Raw genomic sequence first — 14,187 nt, forward strand, 5'->3', positions numbered from 1 at the left:
CGCGGATAAACAGGCGTGGTTACAGCGAAATATTTTCCCGTATGGGCCCGAAAACGCTAAATTTCGTGCTGCGGCTGCTAGTCTGAGGCGATGTTTGCCAAGGAGTGTCTATAGTGGTGGGCGATCGTGATGTGTTGGTGATTTATGACGAGCGGGTGCTTTCGCATCGGCCCGAGGCCAACGAAGAGTTTCTTCCGGGCCGCATGGACAAACGGATTCGCGGCATTCTTGACGGCCTGGGCGTGGAAGCCAAATGGAGCTATCCCGAGCACCCCGGCCGGGTGATCGCGGTCAGGGAACTGCTTGAGGCCGAGCCGATTGCCGGTGTGCGTATCGCCGCCGGCCAGCCCGCCACGCAGGAGCAGCTCAACCGCGTGCATACCACCTCCTACCTCGAAAGCCTGCATGAGCTGGAAGGCAAGCAGGCATGGCTCGACGTGGATACAACGGCCGTTTCGGCCGGCAGTCTGGAAGCCGCCGTGGTGGCCGCCGGCTCGACCATTGCGGCCGTGGACGCGGTTTTCGAAAAGAAAGCGCAGTCGGCGTTCGTGATCTGTCGCCCGCCCGGGCACCATGCAAATGCGGTGCGCGCACGCGGTTTCTGTTTGTTGAACAACATCGCGGTGGCGGCCGCGCACGCGCAGTTCCATTGGGATATCGAGCGCGTGCTGATCATCGACTGGGACGCGCATCACGGCAACGGCACGCAGGATATCTTCGCCGCCGATCCGAGCGTGATGTTCTTCGATACCCATCGCGCCGCGCCTTTCTATCCGGGCACCGGCGATCTCGAAGAGATCGGCGAAGGTCTGGGCGAGGGCACCACGGTGAACGTCCCGTTGCCCGAGGACGCAGGCGATCTGGCGATCATCAACGCCTTCGAGAATATCCTCGTGCCGGCGGCCGAGTGGTTCCAGCCGGAGTTGATTCTGGTCTCGGCGGGTATGGATGCGCACCGCACCGAGCTGTGCCTGAACATGAGCTACGACGGCTACAGCGCGATGACGGGCATCGTGCAACGCCTGGCCGACCAGTATTGCGACGGGCGACTGGTCATGGCACTGGAAGGCGGCTACAACCCGGATACCCTGGCGCGTTGCACCCATCGGGTGCTCGAGGTCATGGCCGGCGCGCCACCTGCGACCGTGCGCGAGCCCGGCGTCGAGGAAGTCGCCGAAATCGCGGAATTCCATCGGTCGGCTTTTGCCGACATGGAATGAGTAGGGCATGAGCCAAGACAGCCCACAAATCGTCGTCACCCTGCGCCCCGTGGATCTGCACAACTGGCAGCAGGTCATTCATCTACAGCTGTCGGCCGAGCAGGCCAGGCGCGTGGCCTCCAACCTGTATTCGCTGGCCGAAGCCTATGTGCAGCCGCGCTGTACGCCTTATGCCATCTATGCGAATGAAACGCTCATCGGTTTCGTCATGGCGGAATACCTGCCCGGCTATGAGGCCTACAACATTCCGCGCTTCATGATCGATGTCGCCTGGCAGGGCGTGGGCTACGGCGGCCTGGCGTTGCAGGCCGTCATCGACACGCTCAAGCATGAACGCCCCGAGGCGCCTATCCTGATCAGCCTCACGCCCGACAACACCGCCGCACGGCGTCTGTACGAACGCCACGGCTTCGTGGATACCGGCCAGCGGTTCCATGGCGAAGACGTACTGCGTTACCCGTGAACATGCCCCGTTAGCGAGCGATTGCGGACGTGGCTCGAATGCGCAGAAAGGCCGATCTGCCGGGCAAGACCTGTCTCTACTGTCAACGGCCGTTTGCCTGGCGCCGGAAGTGGGCACGCGACTGGCCGGCGATACGTTTTTGCAGTCAGGCCTGCAAACGGGCATACAAGCGCGGGGACAATGCCCGCTTGCCCGAATGAAACCGACAACAATGAGGAGAGCCCATGCCTATTGCTTCGATCAACGGACAGCAGATCTTCTACCAGGACAGCGGCGGCGATGCGCCGGCCATCGTGTTTTCGCACGGGCTGCTGATGGATCACGAGATGTTCGCGCCTCAGGTGGCGGCTTTCGAGGATAGCTATCGCTGTATCGTCTGGGACGAACGCGCCCATGGGCGTACCGCAGGCGCCGAAAGCCCGGCGCCGTTCAGCTACTACGACTCGGCCGACGATCTGGTCGGCCTGCTCGATCATCTGGGTATCGAAAGCGCGATTCTCGCCGGTATGAGCCAGGGCGGTTTTCTGTCATTGCGCTGCGCCTTGACCCATCCCGATCGGGTGCGCGCGCTGATTCTGCTGGATACCCAGGCAGGGCTGGAAAACCCGGATCATCTGCCCGGCTACAAACAGATGATTGATACCTGGGCCATGCACGGCCTGTCCGACGAGATCGCCGATACGATCGCCGGCATCATTCTCGGCGCCGACGCCAAGGAAACCGCGCACTGGCAGCACAAATGGCGTGGCTGGCAGTCGCATAACCTGCTCGCCGCCTTCCATACTCTGACCACGCGCGACGACGTGACCGATCGGCTCGGCGAGATCGAAAAGCCGGCGCTGGTGGTGCATGGCGATGCCGACATGGCCATTCCCATGGAACGCGCCGAACAGCTGGCCGATAATCTGGCCAATGCCGAGCTGGTAGTGGTGCCGGGCGGCGGCCATGCTGCGAACCTGACCCATCCGCAGCCGGTCAACGCCGCGATCGAGTCGTTCGTGAAGCGTATCGACTAGTTGTACTTGTTCCATACCGGCGGCGCAGGCATCGCGTCGCCGCATCGAGACTGCTCATGACACTGGATCCTCAGGTTGCACGCGTATTGCAGGCCGCCGAAAACAGCGGCCTGCCGCCGCTGGAGACTCTTTCGCCCGACGCCGCACGGGCCCAGTACGAGAAGGGCTCGGTCATGGTGGGCGGGCGTGCGCCCGAGTTGTTCTCGGTGCGTGATATCGCCGTAGACGGCCCACGCGGCGATATTGGCTTGCGTGTCTATACCCCGCGCGATCCGGGCGGCGAGGCCATGCCGCTGCTGATCTATATCCACGGCGGGGGCTATGTCATCGGCAGCCTCGACAGCCACGATATCCCGTGCCGCCATCTCGCCTTGAACGGCGACTGCATGGTGATATCGGTGGATTATCGTCTGGCACCGGAATGCCCGTATCCCGGTCCGCTCGAGGACTGCTGGGCCGCGGTGAACGCGATCTTCGATCAGGCCGAGGCGCTGGGCGTACGCCGCGACCGGATCGCCATCGGCGGCGACAGCGCGGGTGGCAACCTGGCCACGGTCACCTGTTTGAAAGCGCGGGCCGAAGGCGGGCCGGATTTCATTTATCAGATGCTGATCTACCCCGGCACCGACCGTACCCGCAGCCAGCCCTCGCATAGCGAGCTCGCTGACGGCTACCGGCTCACGTGTTCCCTGCTGGACTGGTTCATGAATCACTACTTCGACGGCGCGCCGGCGGATCCGAACGATCCTTACTCCTCGCCCCTGCATGCCGACGACCTCAGCGACCTGCCGCCGGCGCTGGTTGTGTCGGCGGGCTACGACCCGCTACGCGACGAAGACATCGCCTACTACGAAAAACTGCGGGCTCACGGCAACGCGGCCGAACACCTGCACTATCCGGGCATGATTCACGGCTTCATCAACATGCCGGGCGTCGTGGACGCGGCCCGCGACTGTCTCGAGGCCTGCGGCACGCGTTTGCGCCAGGTTTTTGCCGATCGCTAGACGCGCTAGCGCGTTTCACAAAAAACCCCGACTCGTCGCCGAGCCGGGGTTTGTGGCTTCGCAACTGTCGTGATCGTGAGTGCTCAGGTGGCGTAATCGCTGCCCATGCGCTCGAGCTTGCGAATGAGGGCCGGCCAGGCCAGCTTGTGGCCCGCGCCCAGGCTCTGCGCCTGCTGGGCAGTGGTGTCCAGCGCCTCTTGCGAGGGCATGTGCCCCGGGCCCATGGCCAGGGTGCGCACCTGGATCTGGCAGGCCTTCATCAGGAAATACATATAGGTGAAGGCTTCGCCCACGTTCTTGCCGACGGTGAGCGTGCCATGATTGCGTAGCAGCATGATGTCGTGATCACCCAGATCGGCGACCAGGCGTTCGCGCTCATCCAGATTCAGCGCCACGCCTTCGTACTCGTGAAAACAGATATGCGGGATACACAGCATGGCGGTCTGGCTCAGCGGCAGCAGACCGTCCGGATGCGCGCTGACCGCCACGCCGTCGGCTGCGTGCAGATGCAGCACCGCACCGGCTTCTTCGCGTGCCATATGCACCGCGCTATGAATGGTAAAGCCGGCCGGGTTGACCCGGTTGGTCGCGCCCGGGTCGACGATCTGGCCGTCTTCGTCGACCTTGACCAGTGAGGAGGCGGTGATTTCGTCGAACAACCAGCCATAGGGGTTGATCAGGAAATGATGCTCCGGCCCCGGCACGCGCGCCGACAGGTGGGTGAACACCAGGTCATCCCAGCCATAGAGCGATACCAGACGATAGGCGGCGGCCAGATCCTTGCGGACCTGCCATTCTTCTTCGGACATGCGGGCCGAGTGATCGGTTGCGGCTTGGGCCATAGTCTCCTCCTGCGTGACAGCTTGTTCGTAAAACGCGATTTCGTTGTATGAGCAAAGTAGACCTTGCTCGGGGTTCGGTCAATTCATGCCAACCCATGGGAGTCGTACCGCACCGTACGGCTGGCGCCCTCGCCTGGGGCAAGCGTACTGTGGTTGCGTTGGGTCGGGCCTCGGCCTATTCTTGGCAGCGGTTTTGCGAAACGCTGTTTCGGAGACTTGCAGGCCCAGCACGGTCTGTAAGACGGGCATGGCGCGCGCTTTGCCCTCGAGGAAAACGCGCGCTGGCCATGGCCGAGCCCGCCAACGAACAACAAACGACAAGAATAAGCCGGTATCGCAGGCCGAACGCAGAATGCGCGCGGCTGTCGATGGGGTATCGGTCGCGATTGCTGATGGAGATTGCATGCTCGACGCTTATATCTACGATGGCCTGCGCACCGCATTCGGCCGTCACGGTGGCGTGCTCGCCCCGGTCCGGCCCGACGATATGCTGGCCGCGGTCATTCGCAGGCTCATCGAGCGCAATCCGTTCGACAGCAACGACTATGAAGACGTAATCGCCGGCTGTACCAATCAGGCCGGCGAAGATGCGCGCAACGTGGCCCGCCATGCCGGGCTGCTGGCCGGGTTGCCGGTATCCGTCGCCGGCCAGACGGTCAACCGTCTGTGCGGCAGTGGCCTGGCCGCCACCGTGGACGCGGCCCGCGCCGTTACGGTCGACGAAGGCGCGCTGGTGATTGCCGGCGGCGTGGAATCGATGAGCCGGGCGCCGTTCGTGATGGCCAAGGCCGACAAGGCGTACTCGCGCAACGTCTCGGTATTCGATTCCACCATCGGTGCACGCTTTCCCAATCCGAGGGTTCTGGAACAATACGGCGCCGATGCGATGCCCGAGACGGCCCAGAACGTCGCCGAGGATTTCGGCATCAGCCGCGAGGCGGCCGATGCCTATGCTGCCCAGTCGCAGGCCCGTTACGAGGCCGCCCGAGCCGCGGGCTTCTTCGACGAGGAAATCATGCCGCTCGAGGTGGCCCAGGGGCGCAAGCAGCCGCCGCTGTCGGTCGACGCCGACGAGCATCCGCGCCCGAGCAGCACGATCGACAAGCTCGCCAAGCTGCCGCCGATCGTGGCCAACGGCATTATCACCGCGGGTAATGCCTCGGGCGTGAACGACGGCGCCGGCGCGCTGATCATCGGCTCGAAAAAAGCCGGCGAAGCGGCCGGTATCGCGCCGCGGGGGCGTATCCTGGCCGGTGGCGTGGTGGGCGTGCCGCCCCGGGTGATGGGCCTGGGCCCGGTCGGCGCCTGCCAGAAGGTGCTCGATCGCGCGGGGCTTACGCTCAAGGATATGGACGTCATCGAAATAAACGAAGCATTCGCGGCCCAGGTGCTGGGCTGTTGCCATCAGCTTGGGCTGGCCGGCGACGACGAACGCCTCAACCCCAACGGCGGCGCGATCGCGGTGGGTCATCCGCTGGGTGCCTCGGGTGCGCGCCTGGCGCTCACCGGCCTGCGCCAGCTGGAACGTATTAACGGCCGCTATGCCCTGATCAGCCTGTGTATCGGCATCGGGCAGGGTGTGGCCATGCTTATCGAACGAACGAATGGAGCCTCGTCATGAAAGATTTCGCCTGGTCCGATCCGCTGCTGCTCGACGCACAGCTCACCGAAGACGAGCGCATGATCCGCGATGCGGGTCATGACTATTGCCAGAACAGCCTCATGCCACGGGTGCTCGAGGCCAACCGCCACGAGATATTCCATCGCGAGATCATGAACGAGCTCGGCGAGCTCGGCATGCTGGGTGCCACCATTCCCGAACAATACGGCGGCGCCGGCCTGAACCACGTCTGCTACGGCCTGCTGGCCCGCGAAGTGGAATCGGTGGATTCGGGCTATCGCTCGGCGATGAGCGTGCAGTCCTCGCTGGTGATGTTTCCGATCTACACCTTCGGCAGTGAAACACTGCGCGAGAAATACCTGCCCAAGCTCGCCAGCGGCGAATGGGTGGGTTGCTTCGGCCTGACCGAGCCCGATCATGGCTCCGACCCCGGTTCCATGAGCACCAAGGCCAAGAAGGTCGACGGCGGCTATGTGCTGAACGGCGCCAAGAACTGGATCACGAACTCGCCGATCGCCGACGTGGCGGTTGTGTGGGCCAACCTCGACGGCAAGATCAACGGCTTCGTGGTCGAGCGCGACTTCGGCGGCATGGAAACGCCCAAGCTCGAAGGCAAGTTCTCGCTGCGGGCCTCGGCCACCGGTCAGATCATGCTCTCCGATTGCTTCGTGCCGGAAGAAAACCGGCTCGACGTGGAAGGCCTCAAAGGTCCGTTCTCCTGCCTGAACAAGGCCCGCTACGGCATTTCCTGGGGCGCGATGGGCGCGGCCGAGTTCTGCTGGCATGCCGCACGCAGCTATACGCTCGATCGCAAGCAGTTCAAGCGTCCGCTGGCTGCCACCCAGCTCATCCAGAAAAAGCTGGCCGACATGCAGACCGAGATCACGCTCGGCCTGCAGGGCTGTTTGCGCCTCGGCCGGCTGATGGACGAAGGCAACTGGTCACCCGAGATGGTGTCGCTGATGAAGCGCAATAACTGCGGCAAGGCGCTGGATATTTCCCGCCAGGCCCGCGACATGCACGGCGGCAACGGCATTTCCGACGAATACCACGTGATCCGTCACGTGATGAATCTGGAAGCGGTGAATACCTATGAAGGCACGCACGATGTGCATGCGCTGATTCTCGGCCGTGCCCAGACCGGGATTCAGGCCTTCGGCTGATCCGGCGCACGTCGGCTGCGATGAACAGCCTGCCTGGCCGCAAAGGCCAGGCGGGCTTTTTATTGTTTGTGGTTTTTGCCGCGGTGCGCGGTGGGGCCTCGCGCCGGGCCGTTTGGCCGGGGGACTGATGAAGGATTCACAAGGGATTCAGTCCGGATCGTTTTTACTGGCCACACGTTGAAGAACAGCGCCTGGAGTAAAGCAATGCGCAAACAAAACATTCACCGCGTAGTCCTGGCGGGCCTGGTGGCCCTGGGTATGAGCACGTCGGCCTCTGCGCTGGACGACGAAACGCTGGATGCCGCCATTGGCGGCGGTCTCGGCGGGGCTGCCGGTGCGGCGATCGGTAACGAAGTGGGCGGTCGTACCGGGGCGATCCTGGGCGGCGCTGCGGGCGCTGCCGGCGGTGCGGCCGTCACCACGGATGGCGATCGCCGCGATTACGAACGTCGTTACGACCGGCGATACGACGGTCGCGGCGGCTACCATTGTCCACCGGGACTGGCCAAGAAGGGTCGCTGCTAGCGGCGTTTACATGCCGGCCGCACAACGGCCGGCATGGGCTATAGCTGTTGCTCGAGCCAGTCCTGTAGCTTGGCCCGGGCGTGGCGCTTGGCCATGCGCTTGGTGGTAGTGGCCGCAGGGCGCATCAGCTCGTTGTCCTCGCCGGATACGATGAACTTGCGCTGCGCGCCGATAATGCCGCCTTCCGGGCCATAGCTTGCGATCACGGTGATCTTGAAGTTCGCGATTTCGAGCGTTCGAATCGGGCGGTCGTCGTCCGACTCGAGATTGTCGTGGCGCTTGGCCGTCTGACGAATGATGGATCGAAACGTGCCCAGGTTCATCTGCTCGCCCGAATTCAACGGGCCCTGTCGGGTGACGTTCTGGGGGCGATCCTCGCTGTCGCGCGGCTCGGCGGTATCGAAATCGGTAATCGATTCGCTGTACTCATCGTCTTGCGTGCGAATGGTCATGACCAGGCTATGGATATAGATCGGCTCCTGACTCATGTTGCTGATCAGGCATACCGAGTCTATTTGCTGGCCCCAGCCCTGATTGATGAGAATACGAGCCTGGCGCTGGCGTCGGAAGCCGGCATATAGAAGGTGCGCATAGAAAAGCCATACCCCGAGCGTGCCGAGGCTGGCGAAGAATGACAGCGCCTGTGCATTGTCGTTGATCCACTGCCACATGTCTGAAGGGCGGTCTTTAACGTTGAGCGGCGCGTAATTCTGTTAGAGGCCGCTGCCACAGGCTATGCGTAGAATTCCCTAAGGCAACTTGCGGCGTTATTGCGCTCGTCGTGTTTCGAGGCGGCGATCAGGGCTGGCGAAGCGTATCGGCGAGCATCATGATGCGCTCGCGCAGCTGCAGGGCCTCGGGCCGGGTGAGTTCGATCTGGCAGAGCATCGCTTCGTGTATTTCGCTGGACTTGTGCTTGAGCGCGAGCCCCTGGTCGGTCAGGGATATCAGCACCCGGCGCTCATCCTCGCTGTCGCGTTCGCGCACGACGAGCTCGGCTTTTTCCATGCGCTTGAGCAGTGGGGTGAGGGTGCCGCTGTCCAGATGCAGTTCGCTGCCGAGTTCGCCGACCGATCGGGGCGCCTTTTCCCAGAGCACGAGCATGACGAGATACTGAACGTACGTTAGCCCGAGCGGTTCCAGCAGAGGTCGGTAGGCGCGAATGATGCGATGGGTCGCCGTGTACAGGGAAAAGCACAGCTGCTCATCCAGAAGGCGAAAATCCAGATCGTCGTCGTTTTGTTCGTGGGAAGCGCCCATAAGATTGGGGTCCATTTAGACGTACATGATGTATTGTGACGCTTTTGTGCCCGAAGCGCTAACTGAAAGATAACTTGGGGAAAAATTCCCGCCTTGCTTCAGCGCGAGACGTTTTTCAGCGCCTCGCCACAGGTTTAGCGCATCGCCTCGGCTACCAGCTCGTAGCTGCGCAGGCGTTTGGCCGGATCATGAATATTGGATACCACCATGATCTCGTCCGGTTCGCCATCGGCGCACAGGGCTTCGAGCTGTTCGCGCACCGATTCGGGGCTACCGATCACGTGCCGATGGCGGTTCTCCAGAATGGCGTTGCGCTCCATCTCGGAGTAATCGTAGGCCATCGCTTCCTCGGGGGACGGCAACGGCAGGAACTCGCCCTTGCGCAACCGTAGCCACATCAGGTCGACCGTGGAGGCAAGATATTCGGCTTCTTCGTCCGTGGGCGCGCAGATGACCGAAACACCGAGTATGGCGTGGGGCTCGGGGAAGGCGGGCGACGGCGTGAACGCGCCCCGGTAGCGTCGCAGCGCCGGTTCCGCCGGTACCGGGCTGAAATGACTCGCAAAGCTGTAACCCATGCCGGCCGAGCCAGCCACATGGGCGCTCGCACCGCTGGAGCCGAGAATCCAGATCGGTGGCAGGCTGACGTCGCTGGGGCTGACGGTGACCCCTTCATAGGGGTGGCCGCGCCGTAGCGTGCCGCGCGAAAGCGCCAGCATTTCATTGAGCAAATCCGCGAACTGTTCGCCGGATGCAGCACGCAAGGCCCGGCTGGCACGCGCATCGGAGCCGGGGGCGCGGCCCAGGCCCAGGTCGATACGACCCGGGTAGAGTGCTTCGAGCGTCTGGAACGTCTCGGCAACCCGTAACGGCACGTGGTTGGGCAGCATGATGCCGCCCGAGCCGACGCGAATACGCTCGGTCAGGGCCGCAGCACGTGACAACAATACCTCGGGCGCCGAACTGGCGATGCTCGGCATGCTGTGGTGTTCCGAAATCCAGTAGCGGCTATAGCCGCAACGTTCGGCCAGGCGTGCAAGATCGATACTCGCACGTACCGCCTCGGAGGCGGCGATGCCGCTGGGTACGGGGACGAGATCGAGAACGGAAAGTTCGGTTTTCATAGCATCAGCGCTCATGCCGGCAAAAAGCTGTGGGCGGGTACATGCGTACGGCCACCGGGCCGCAGCGTTGACGGGCGCGGCCGAATGACTTCGCTACGCCCGTGCGGCACCAGGGTGACCGGGCCTGCGGCCACCCTGGCCCTGTACCCAATACTGGGCATGAATGCGGACAATTACAGCCCTGCGGCTATCGTTTGAGGATGATATACACCGCATGGATGATGCCCGGCACGTAGCCGCACAGCGTGAGAATGATGTTCAGCCAGAAATGCAGGCCAATGCCCACCTGAAGAAACACGCCGAGCGGCGGCAGCAGGATGGACAGCAGGATGCGAATAAGATCCATGATTACGTTGGTTTGGAGAGTAGCCCTGCATGGTAAGGCATTTGTCGAACGAGGCCTGAACGCCAATAAAAAGCCGGCCCGGACAGCTTGCCCGGGCCGGCGTATCGATCCAGTCCGTCTTGGACAGACGTCGGCCTGACGGCCGGTTAGTCGTCGGCGTCGTCGTCGAATTCCTGGAAATCGGCCTTGCGGATCAGCGCGTGAATGCCCTTGGTCTTGTCCACCACCTGCGACACTTCGAAGTCCGTTGCCGCACTCAGATAGGCCAGGGCCAGCGCTTCATCGATATCGTACTGCTGGTGCAGAAAACGAATCGATTCGCGTACGGCGTCCTTCATGGCCAGGTCGAGATCCTCGTCGAGACCGACCGTGATCCAGTAATCGCTGGTTTCGCCCAGCAGTTTGTCCACCTGCTTGCCCGGCAAATCGGCCTTGCCGCTCTTGAGCACCGTCAGCTTCAGCGTGGCCCGCATGGACCCTTCCAGCGCGGTCAGGGCCACCTCGCCATCACCCTGGGTGAAGTGGCTGTCGCCGGTATAGAACAGACCGCCATCGACTTCGATCGGGTAGTAGACGGTACTGCCCACCCCCAGATCGTTGATGTCGGCGTTACCGCCGACACGCGACGGCGGCACCGAGTGGACCGGCTCGCTGGTGGCAGGCGCCACGCCCATGATGCCCATGAACGGATGCAGCGGGAAACGGATCGTGCGTTGCTCGCCGGCATCAAGGGTGCCGTACCAGCGATCGCCGTCCTTGACGATCGGCGCGAACGTGGAAACGTTGGCATAGCGTTCCGGATGCTCGCTGCTGGGATTGGGTTCGGGTTCGGTCTTCGGATATTCCCCGGGCAGGGCGCCTTTGCCGTGCCGGTTCGAAATCACCCCGTAGGGCACGCGTGGCTCGAGCTTGACCACTTCGACCTTGAGCACATCGCCGGGCTCCGCACCTTCGATCGCCACCGGGCCGGTCACGATATGCGGGCCGTCGTTGAAGAAGTCGTGCTCGAGATCGGACGCGGTGATCGCGATGGCGTCTTCGAGAACCTGATCTTCGGGTACACCTTTGGTCGCAAAATAGGCGACCGGATCGCGACCCTGATCTTCGAGGATGCCTTCGTGAGAAATGGTATCGAAGGTCACTGCACTACCCGAGGGCACGGTCAGCACGGGCTTTGCACTCTGGTTGGGCAGATAGCCCCAGTTGACGGTCCGGGTGGTGGAGGGCACGTAGTAGTTGCCGGAATAGGCACCGGAGGTCATTTTCTGCGGCTTGTCGGCCAGCGGCTGCAGCACGTCGAAATCATCACCTGCGGCCTGCGCGCTCATGACGCTGCAACACAGGGCGACCGCGCCTGCGATTCGATACTTCATTCGATATCTCTAATAGCAATGGAACAAGCCGGCGGTAATGCAAGACACGCGCCAGGCTCGAATGATTGCGTTCAGCGGCGTGGTGCTTGCCCGCAGAGATACCGGCAGAGCGGGCGGCCGCAGGGATTCCGGCGTTTGCGGGCGTTGGGACGAAGTGCTAGTAATGGAAGACAACTCGTGCACAATGCGATAAGGCCCACGACGTGCACGCACCGGTACTGCGGTGCGACGTGGTGCCACCAAACGAATCTTCCGGGGGTCTCTTGAGTAAATTGCTATCGCGAAGCCAGCGTGTTTACACCGGCTCGGCGTTCATCATCCTGGCGCTGGTAATCGTTGGCGCCAGTTTTCCGAAGGCCTTCGGGGATTTTGCCGGTAGCGCGCTGAACGCGATCTCGCATGTCTTCGGCTGGCTCTATCTGCTGTCGGTGTTCGGCTTCGTCATCTTTCTGGTCGGGCTTGCCCTGAGTCGATACGGCAAGATCCGTCTTGGCGAGCCCTATAGCCAACCCGAGTACAGTTTCTTTTCCTGGGTGAGCATGCTGCTCGCGGCCGGTTTCGGGGTAGGGCTGGTGTTCTACGGTCTGGCCGAGCCGATACTGCATTATCTGAATCCGCCCTATAACGATATGCCCGGGTCGAGTCCGCAGTCTGCGCGCTATGCGATCCAGTACAGCTTCTTTCACTGGGGCGTGAGCCAGTGGGCCGGGTTTTCGATCGTCGGCCTGATCATCGCCTATTTTCAGTTTCGCAAGAACGAATCCGGGCTGGTCTCGACCGTGCTCGCGCCGTTGACCAACAAACTGCCCAAGCCCGCGCGCCAGCCCACGAGCGACAGTCTCAACATTCTGGCAGTGGTGGCGACGGTCATGGGCGTGGCGACATCGCTGGGGCTCGGCGTGCTGCAGATCAACGGCGGGCTCAACCAGATGTTCGGCGTGCCCGACACCACGCTCTGGAAGTTCATCATCCTGGGCGTGATGTGTGCCTGCTATACGCTGTCCAGCTATTCCGGTCTGGACAAGGGCATTCAGTGGCTGTCGAACATCAACCTGGCACTGTGTCTGGGTCTGATGGGCTGGGTGCTGTTCACCGGCCCCACGCTGTTCATTCTCAATACCATCGTGGTCGGCATCGGCGACTACATCTCCAACTTCGTGACCATGAGCCTGCGCATGGACCCGTTCGAGGATACCGGCGAAGACTGGATCTCGAGCTGGACGGTGTTCTACTGGGCCTGGGTCATCGCATGGTCGCCGTTCGTGGGCACCTTCGTGGCCCGTATCTCCAAAGGTCGCACCATTCGCGAGTACGTGATGGGCGTGCTCATCGTGCCGCCGCTGCTGGCCTGTGGTTTCATCGGCGTGTTCGGCGGTGCCGGCCTGCATATGGAGCTGTTCGGGGACGCCTCCGGAAGTCTGACGGCCGCCGCGGACAAGGATATTACCTCCGCGCTGTTCAGCTTCTTCGACATGATGCCGTTCAGCATGGCGCTGTCCATTCTGGCGATGTGTCTGATCTTCGTGTTCCTGGTTACCTCGGCGGACTCGGCGTCCTATATCGTGGCGCAGATGACCGACGAGGGCTCGCTCGAGCCGCCGCTCTACAAGCGCCTGTCCTGGGGGCTGCTGATCTCGGCGATCTGCCTGACGCTGATCTCGGCGGGCGGCGAGAACGGGCTCAAGGGCCTGCAGACCGGCTCGTTGTTGGCGGCGCTGCCGTTCGTGTTCATTCTCTACATGATGGTGTTCGTGCTCGCACGCGAGCTGCGCGACGATCGTCGTCGGATGCTGCTCGACCTGTATGAGAAGCACGAATCAATGCCGGTCGGCGCCGACGCCTTCGAGGCCCGCGATATTCTCAACGATGTCTGGGAAGACGAGGACCTCGAAGACGCGGACGACGAAGGCAAGCGCTCGCAACCCGACAGCTAGCCGGGTTCGCCAACCTTCGCGCAACGGCCGCGCCGGTCACTACGACCGGCGCGGCTTTTTTTGCCCGGAAAACTCATTTGCAGCGACCTGCCGCGCGCTCGATTCGGACTGCCACCAACGCGGCATCGGCGCGGCCGGTGGCCGTGCAGCCCTGCCATGGCCGGCCTCGCGCGTCGCGGTCGTACGGCGAGCCCCGGCCGGCGGTGCGGCATTCATCGGATTGGCGCCTGGGGCCGCGACGCCGGCGTGCGCCCTCGGCGCCGTACACGCCGGCCTGGCGTTACCGGTCGTGCGGC

The 14,187-nt window shown here is 62.8% G+C and carries 15 protein-coding genes; 9 read left to right on the forward strand and 6 right to left on the reverse strand.

What is annotated here, in order from left to right; translation table 11 throughout:
- Window positions 1-113 precede the first annotated feature (113 nt).
- The 5 genes from CMN27_RS16035 to CMN27_RS16050 are packed head-to-tail and all read left to right on the forward strand — an operon-like array spanning window position 114 to window position 3,703.
- Window positions 114-1,220 (forward strand): histone deacetylase, encoded by a 1,107-nt coding sequence (locus tag CMN27_RS16035; protein ID WP_366515472.1) that lies wholly within the window; start codon window positions 114-116, stop codon window positions 1,218-1,220.
- A gap of 7 nt (window positions 1,221-1,227) precedes the next feature.
- A complete protein-coding gene (locus CMN27_RS16040) occupies window positions 1,228-1,683 on the forward strand; it encodes a GNAT family N-acetyltransferase (protein WP_293628058.1) in 456 nt (151 codons plus the stop codon).
- Window positions 1,684-1,721: 38 nt separating this feature from the next.
- Window positions 1,722-1,883: a DUF2256 domain-containing protein gene (locus CMN27_RS17500; protein ID WP_366515473.1), complete on the forward strand. Its 162-nt coding sequence runs from the start codon at window positions 1,722-1,724 to the stop codon at window positions 1,881-1,883.
- Window positions 1,884-1,907: 24 nt separating this feature from the next.
- Window positions 1,908-2,699, forward strand: coding sequence for an alpha/beta hydrolase (locus CMN27_RS16045; RefSeq protein ID WP_293628060.1), 792 nt, complete (start codon window positions 1,908-1,910; stop codon window positions 2,697-2,699).
- Window positions 2,700-2,755: 56 nt separating this feature from the next.
- Window positions 2,756-3,703, forward strand: a complete 948-nt coding sequence (locus tag CMN27_RS16050; RefSeq protein WP_293628062.1) for an alpha/beta hydrolase — start codon at window positions 2,756-2,758, stop codon at window positions 3,701-3,703.
- A gap of 83 nt (window positions 3,704-3,786) precedes the next feature.
- On the opposite strand, the gene CMN27_RS16055 is transcribed toward CMN27_RS16050, so the two are convergent.
- Window positions 3,787-4,545 (reverse strand): class II aldolase/adducin family protein, encoded by a 759-nt coding sequence (locus CMN27_RS16055; RefSeq protein WP_293628064.1) that lies wholly within the window; start codon window positions 4,543-4,545, stop codon window positions 3,787-3,789.
- A 403-nt stretch (window positions 4,546-4,948) separates the two neighbouring features.
- On the opposite strand from CMN27_RS16055, the gene CMN27_RS16060 reads away from it, so the two are divergent.
- The 3 genes from CMN27_RS16060 (at window position 4,949) to CMN27_RS16070 (ending at window position 7,854) form a co-directional block, all read left to right on the forward strand.
- Window positions 4,949-6,166, forward strand: coding sequence for a 3-oxoadipyl-CoA thiolase (locus tag CMN27_RS16060; RefSeq protein ID WP_293628066.1), 1,218 nt, complete (start codon window positions 4,949-4,951; stop codon window positions 6,164-6,166).
- Window positions 6,163-7,329 (forward strand): acyl-CoA dehydrogenase, encoded by a 1,167-nt coding sequence (locus CMN27_RS16065; protein ID WP_293628068.1) that lies wholly within the window; start codon window positions 6,163-6,165, stop codon window positions 7,327-7,329. The genes CMN27_RS16060 and CMN27_RS16065 overlap by 4 nt, the downstream gene beginning before the upstream one ends.
- A gap of 204 nt (window positions 7,330-7,533) precedes the next feature.
- Window positions 7,534-7,854 carry a hypothetical protein gene (locus CMN27_RS16070; protein WP_293628070.1) on the forward strand — a complete coding sequence of 107 codons (321 nt, stop codon included), beginning with the start codon at window positions 7,534-7,536 and terminating at the stop codon, window positions 7,852-7,854.
- 38 nt (window positions 7,855-7,892) lie between these two features.
- On the opposite strand, the gene CMN27_RS16075 is transcribed toward CMN27_RS16070, so the two are convergent.
- From CMN27_RS16075 to CMN27_RS16095, 5 genes are all read right to left on the reverse strand, one after another.
- Entirely contained in the window at window positions 7,893-8,525 is a 633-nt protein-coding gene (locus tag CMN27_RS16075; RefSeq protein WP_293628072.1) for a hypothetical protein, read from the reverse strand.
- A 127-nt stretch (window positions 8,526-8,652) separates the two neighbouring features.
- Window positions 8,653-9,114 (reverse strand): MarR family transcriptional regulator, encoded by a 462-nt coding sequence (locus CMN27_RS16080; protein WP_366515478.1) that lies wholly within the window; start codon window positions 9,112-9,114, stop codon window positions 8,653-8,655.
- Window positions 9,115-9,248: 134 nt separating this feature from the next.
- Window positions 9,249-10,238 carry an LLM class flavin-dependent oxidoreductase gene (locus CMN27_RS16085; protein WP_293628076.1) on the reverse strand — a complete coding sequence of 330 codons (990 nt, stop codon included), beginning with the start codon at window positions 10,236-10,238 and terminating at the stop codon, window positions 9,249-9,251.
- A 187-nt stretch (window positions 10,239-10,425) separates the two neighbouring features.
- On the reverse strand, window positions 10,426-10,584 hold the full coding sequence (locus CMN27_RS16090) for a YqaE/Pmp3 family membrane protein (protein WP_293628078.1): 159 nt from the start codon (window positions 10,582-10,584) through the stop codon (window positions 10,426-10,428).
- A gap of 146 nt (window positions 10,585-10,730) precedes the next feature.
- A complete protein-coding gene (locus tag CMN27_RS16095) occupies window positions 10,731-11,912 on the reverse strand; it encodes an acetamidase/formamidase family protein (protein WP_366515479.1) in 1,182 nt (393 codons plus the stop codon).
- Window positions 11,913-12,220: 308 nt separating this feature from the next.
- Here CMN27_RS16095 and CMN27_RS16100 point away from each other — a divergent pair, with 308 nt between their 5' ends.
- On the forward strand, window positions 12,221-13,891 hold the full coding sequence (locus CMN27_RS16100) for a BCCT family transporter (protein ID WP_293628082.1): 1,671 nt from the start codon (window positions 12,221-12,223) through the stop codon (window positions 13,889-13,891).
- Window positions 13,892-14,187: the final 296 nt, after the last annotated feature.

Origin of the sequence: Salinisphaera sp. (genome assembly GCF_002729955.1) — a bacterium.
Classification (GTDB): domain Bacteria; phylum Pseudomonadota; class Gammaproteobacteria; order Nevskiales; family Salinisphaeraceae; genus Salinisphaera.

What these genes read in the sequence shown, in the direction of transcription:
- CMN27_RS16040 (WP_293628058.1), top strand. Translation starts at nt 1,228, where the DNA reads ATGAGCCAAGACAGCCCACAAATCGTCGTCACCCTGCGCCCCGTGGAT.
- CMN27_RS17500 (WP_366515473.1), top strand. Translation starts at nt 1,722, where the DNA reads ATGCGCAGAAAGGCCGATCTGCCGGGCAAGACCTGTCTCTACTGTCAA.
- CMN27_RS16045 (WP_293628060.1), top strand. Translation starts at nt 1,908, where the DNA reads ATGCCTATTGCTTCGATCAACGGACAGCAGATCTTCTACCAGGACAGC.
- CMN27_RS16050 (WP_293628062.1), top strand. Translation starts at nt 2,756, where the DNA reads ATGACACTGGATCCTCAGGTTGCACGCGTATTGCAGGCCGCCGAAAAC.
- CMN27_RS16055 (WP_293628064.1), bottom strand. Translation starts at nt 4,545, where the DNA reads ATGGCCCAAGCCGCAACCGATCACTCGGCCCGCATGTCCGAAGAAGAA.
- CMN27_RS16060 (WP_293628066.1), top strand. Translation starts at nt 4,949, where the DNA reads ATGCTCGACGCTTATATCTACGATGGCCTGCGCACCGCATTCGGCCGT.
- CMN27_RS16065 (WP_293628068.1), top strand. Translation starts at nt 6,163, where the DNA reads ATGAAAGATTTCGCCTGGTCCGATCCGCTGCTGCTCGACGCACAGCTC.
- CMN27_RS16070 (WP_293628070.1), top strand. Translation starts at nt 7,534, where the DNA reads ATGCGCAAACAAAACATTCACCGCGTAGTCCTGGCGGGCCTGGTGGCC.
- CMN27_RS16075 (WP_293628072.1), bottom strand. Translation starts at nt 8,525, where the DNA reads ATGTGGCAGTGGATCAACGACAATGCACAGGCGCTGTCATTCTTCGCC.
- CMN27_RS16080 (WP_366515478.1), bottom strand. Translation starts at nt 9,114, where the DNA reads ATGGGCGCTTCCCACGAACAAAACGACGACGATCTGGATTTTCGCCTT.
- CMN27_RS16085 (WP_293628076.1), bottom strand. Translation starts at nt 10,238, where the DNA reads ATGAAAACCGAACTTTCCGTTCTCGATCTCGTCCCCGTACCCAGCGGC.
- CMN27_RS16090 (WP_293628078.1), bottom strand. Translation starts at nt 10,584, where the DNA reads ATGGATCTTATTCGCATCCTGCTGTCCATCCTGCTGCCGCCGCTCGGC.
- CMN27_RS16095 (WP_366515479.1), bottom strand. Translation starts at nt 11,912, where the DNA reads ATGAGCGCGCAGGCCGCAGGTGATGATTTCGACGTGCTGCAGCCGCTG.